This window comes from Streptomyces sp. NPDC059853 (assembly GCF_042731495.1).
In the GTDB taxonomy this organism is placed as follows: domain Bacteria; phylum Actinomycetota; class Actinomycetes; order Streptomycetales; family Streptomycetaceae; genus Streptomyces.
This window is the reverse complement of record NZ_JBHWJL010000417.1, coordinates 1-3,377: the sequence shown is the minus strand read 5'-3', so window position 1 is coordinate 3,377 and position 3,377 is coordinate 1. Positions and strand designations below refer to the sequence as shown.

General features: G+C 74.8%; 3 protein-coding genes, 1 tRNA gene and 1 pseudogene. 1 reads left to right on the top strand and 4 read right to left on the bottom strand.

Features of this window, described 5'->3' with window-relative positions:
- From ACFV5N_RS26030 to ACFV5N_RS26015, 4 genes and pseudogenes are all read right to left on the bottom strand, one after another.
- Positions 1 to 354: pseudogene (locus ACFV5N_RS26030) on the bottom strand (homoserine dehydrogenase); the annotation flags it as partial.
- Between the two features lie 96 nt (positions 355 to 450).
- Positions 451 to 1,845 (bottom strand): diaminopimelate decarboxylase, encoded by a 1,395-nt coding sequence (lysA, locus tag ACFV5N_RS26025; protein WP_385604452.1) that lies wholly within the window; start codon positions 1,843 to 1,845, stop codon positions 451 to 453.
- A 25-nt stretch (positions 1,846 to 1,870) separates the two neighbouring features.
- The gene (locus ACFV5N_RS26020) at positions 1,871 to 2,635 is read right to left on the bottom strand and encodes a DALR anticodon-binding domain-containing protein (RefSeq protein ID WP_385604449.1); all 765 of its coding nucleotides are present in this window, start codon (positions 2,633 to 2,635) and stop codon (positions 1,871 to 1,873) included.
- Positions 2,632 to 3,051 carry a response regulator gene (locus ACFV5N_RS26015; RefSeq protein ID WP_385604446.1) on the bottom strand — a complete coding sequence of 140 codons (420 nt, stop codon included), beginning with the start codon at positions 3,049 to 3,051 and terminating at the stop codon, positions 2,632 to 2,634. Before ACFV5N_RS26015 ends, ACFV5N_RS26020 begins: the two co-directional genes overlap by 4 nt.
- A 126-nt stretch (positions 3,052 to 3,177) precedes the next feature.
- Between ACFV5N_RS26015 and ACFV5N_RS26010 the strand changes: the two genes are divergently transcribed.
- A tRNA-Arg gene (locus tag ACFV5N_RS26010) sits at positions 3,178 to 3,249 on the top strand.
- Positions 3,250 to 3,377: the final 128 nt, after the last annotated feature.

Below are 3,377 nucleotides of genomic sequence, written 5' to 3'. Positions count from 1 at the left end.
GTGCAGGGCGGGGCCGTCCTGGGCGAGCAGCGCCTTGTTGGCGGTGACCACCCCGGCGCCGTGCTCGAAGGCGCGGCCGATGAGCGAGCGGGCCGGCTCGACGCCGCCGATCACCTCGACGACGACGTCGATGTCACCGCGGCTGACGAGCCCTTCGGCGTCCGTGGTGATCAGCGCGGGATCGATGCCGGCCCGGACCCGGTCCGGGCGGCGTACGGCCACCCCGGCCAGTTCGAGCGGGGCGCCGATCCGGGCGGCGAGGTCCTCGGCGTGCGTCGTCATCAGGCGCACCACCTGGGAGCCGACCACGCCGCAGCCCAGCAGTGCCACCTTCAGCGGACGAGTACGCACGATTCGACCTCGCCTTTCCATGTCCGTATGCGGCTTCCAGTGTGGTGCAGGCGGGGGGCGTGCCCCCGCCCGCGTTCAGTATGCGGACTCGGCGGCGGCTCAGCCGACGTCGAGCCGCAGCAGATCCTCTTCGGTCTCGCGCCGCACGATCACCCGGTCCTCGCCGTCGGTGACGGCGACGACGGGCGGGCGCGGCACGTGGTTGTAGTTGCTGGCCATCGAACGGCAGTAGGCGCCGGTGGCGGCCACCGCGATCAGGTCGCCGGGGGCCAGGTCGGCGGGCAGGTAGGCGTCGCGGACCACGATGTCGCCGCTCTCGCAGTGCTTGCCGACCACCCGCACCAGCATGGGCAGCGCGTCGGAGGCCCGGGAGACCAGCGCCACCGAGTACTCGGCGTCGTACAGGGCGGTGCGGATGTTGTCCGACATCCCGCCGTCGACGCTGACGTAGGTGCGCAGGCCCTCCAGCGGCTTGACGGTGCCGACCTCGTAGAGGGTGAACGCGGAGGGGCCGATGATGGCCCGGCCCGGCTCGACGGACAGCCGGGGCGCGGCCAGCCCGGCGGCGGCGCACTCGCGCTCGACGATGTCGCGCAGCGTCTTGGCGATGTCGGCGGGCTCCAGCGGGTCGTCGGCGGTGGTGTACGCGATGCCGAGGCCGCCGCCGAGGTCGATCTCGGGCAGGGTCACCCCGAACTCGTCGCGGACCGAGCCCATCAGCTGCACGACGCGGCGGGCGGAGACCTCGAACCCGGCGAGGTCGAAGATCTGCGAGCCGATGTGCGAGTGGACGCCGAGGAGTTCCAGACCGTCCCCGGCGGCCAGCACGCGGCGGATCCCTTCCAGCGCGGTGCCGCCGGCCAGCGCGAGGCCGAACTTCTGGTCCTCGTGGGCGGTGGCGATGAACTCGTGGGTGTGCGCCTCGACGCCGACCGTCACCCGGACCAGCACCGGCTGCCGTACGCCCAGGTCGCGGGCGGCGGCGGCGACGCGGTCGATCTCCTCGTAGGAGTCGACGACGATGCGCCCCACCCCGGCCTCGACGGCGCGGCGGATCTCGGCCGCCGACTTGTTGTTGCCGTGGAAGGCGATGGCTGCGGCGGGCATGCCGGCGGCGAGGGCGGTGGCCAGTTCGCCGCCGGAGCAGACGTCGAGGTTGAGACCTTCCTCGCGCAGCCAGCGCACGACGGCGCGGGAGAGGAAGGCCTTGCCGGCGTAGAACACGTCGGCGTCGTCGCCGAACGCCTGCCGCCAGGCGCGGCAGCGGGCGCGGAAGTCGCTCTCGTCGAGGATGTAGGCGGGGGTGCCGTGGGTGGCGGCGAGCCGGTCGGCGCCGACGCCGCCGACGGTGAGGACGCCGTCGGCGCGGCGTTCGACGGTGCGGGCCCAGACCTTGGGGTCGAGGGCGTTGAGGTCGGTGGGCGGGGCGCTGTAGTGGCCCTCGGGCAGCACGTCGGCGTGGCGGGGCCCGGCGGGGTGGGCGGAACGGCTCATGGGGTCCTCTGGTGGTGCGGGAGAGCTAGAGATGCTGGGGGGCGCTGACGCCCAGCCGGGTCAGACCGCCGGCCAGCACCGTCGCGGTGGCCTGGGCGAGGGCCAGTCGCGCGCGGTGGGCGGTCCCGGGTTTCTCGTCGCCGACGGGCAGGGTGGACCGGGCGGCCTCGGCCGTCAGCCAGGCGCCGGCCACCTCGACCAGACGCTGCGGGCTGTTCCCGGCGACGGACCACTGGCCCAGGGCGCCGAGCAGCGCGCGCTCGGCGGGGTGGGCGGCGGGGGCGGGCCGGGGGGTGAGGCCGAAGTGCCCGGCCCAGCGCAGTGCGTGCCGGCAGCGGGCGTGGGCGTACCGGACCCGGAAGAGCGGGTTGCCGGTGCGCTGCGGGAGCAGCCGGGCGGGGTCGCCGCCGGTGGCCTCGCTCCAGCGGGCGATGTCGCGCCGGGTGTCGGCGGGGAGCGGCGGGGCGGCGGGGCGGGCGAGCAGTTCGGCGAGCAGCGCGGTGTCCGCGTCCCCGTCGAGGCGGACGGTGAGGAACCCGTCGCGTACCTCGGTGTCCGTGATCCCGGTCTCCTCGCGCAGCGTGTCGCGCAGCAGGTGGGCGACCTCATCCGGCGTGCGGCCGGCGGGCCCGGCGAGCTGGTGGGCGACGGCGGTGGACCACCCGGGGGCCCCGTGCGGGGCGCGGCGCAGCACGACGCGGCCGGGCACGGCCGTACCGGGCAGCCGTCCGCTCCCGGCGGCCCGGCGCACGCAGTGCAGCAGGGCCTGCGAGAGCTGGTCGGGGGTCACCTGGCCAGGGTACGAGAGAAGGCGGGCACGGCGGGCCCCCGCCCCTCGTCCCGGAGCCGGCGGACCTCGCGCACCAGGGCGGTGGGCTCGAAGGGCTTGGCGAGGACGGCGTCCACCCCGGCGGGCGGGCCCGCGCCCGGGGCGGCGCCGGCGCTGGCGCTGACGAGCACGAGCGGGATGTGCCCGGTGCGGGGGTCGACCCGCAGCCGGTTGACGGTGCCGAGGCCGTCGAGCCGGGGCATGGCGACGTCGAGGGTGATCACGTGCGGCCGGAAGCGGTGCACGGCCTCCAGGCACGCGGCGCCGTCGGACGCGGTCATGACCTCGAAGCCGTCGAGTTCGAGGTTGACCCTGATGAGCTGCCGGATGACCTGGCTGTCGTCGACGACGAGGACCCGGCCGGAAGCGCCTGGCACGGTGCCAGGGTAAGCGCGTGCCCCCGCCCCCGTCCGGCCGTTTCCCAAACTCCCCCGGCGCGCAACCCGGTACGGGACCGCTCCCGGGAGCTGGTAATGTTCTCGGTGTCGCAAGACAGCCGCCAAGCCCCCGTAGCTCAGCGGATAGAGCATCGGCCTCCGGAGCCGTGTGCGCAGGTTCGAGTCCTGCCGGGGGCACTTTTTCATGTCCGGCGCGATGGTGGCGCCGGCCAGGGGAACGTCCGGCAGAGGGCGAGACACCCAATAAAGGTGTCTGTCCCACACAAGATTTACCACCCCCTCTGCCGGCCAGAACCGTCACCCGC

Coding starts and splice junctions, on each gene's coding strand:
- lysA (WP_385604452.1), bottom strand. CDS start 1,845: ATGAGCCGTTCCGCCCACCCCGCCGGGCCCCGCCACGCCGACGTGCTG.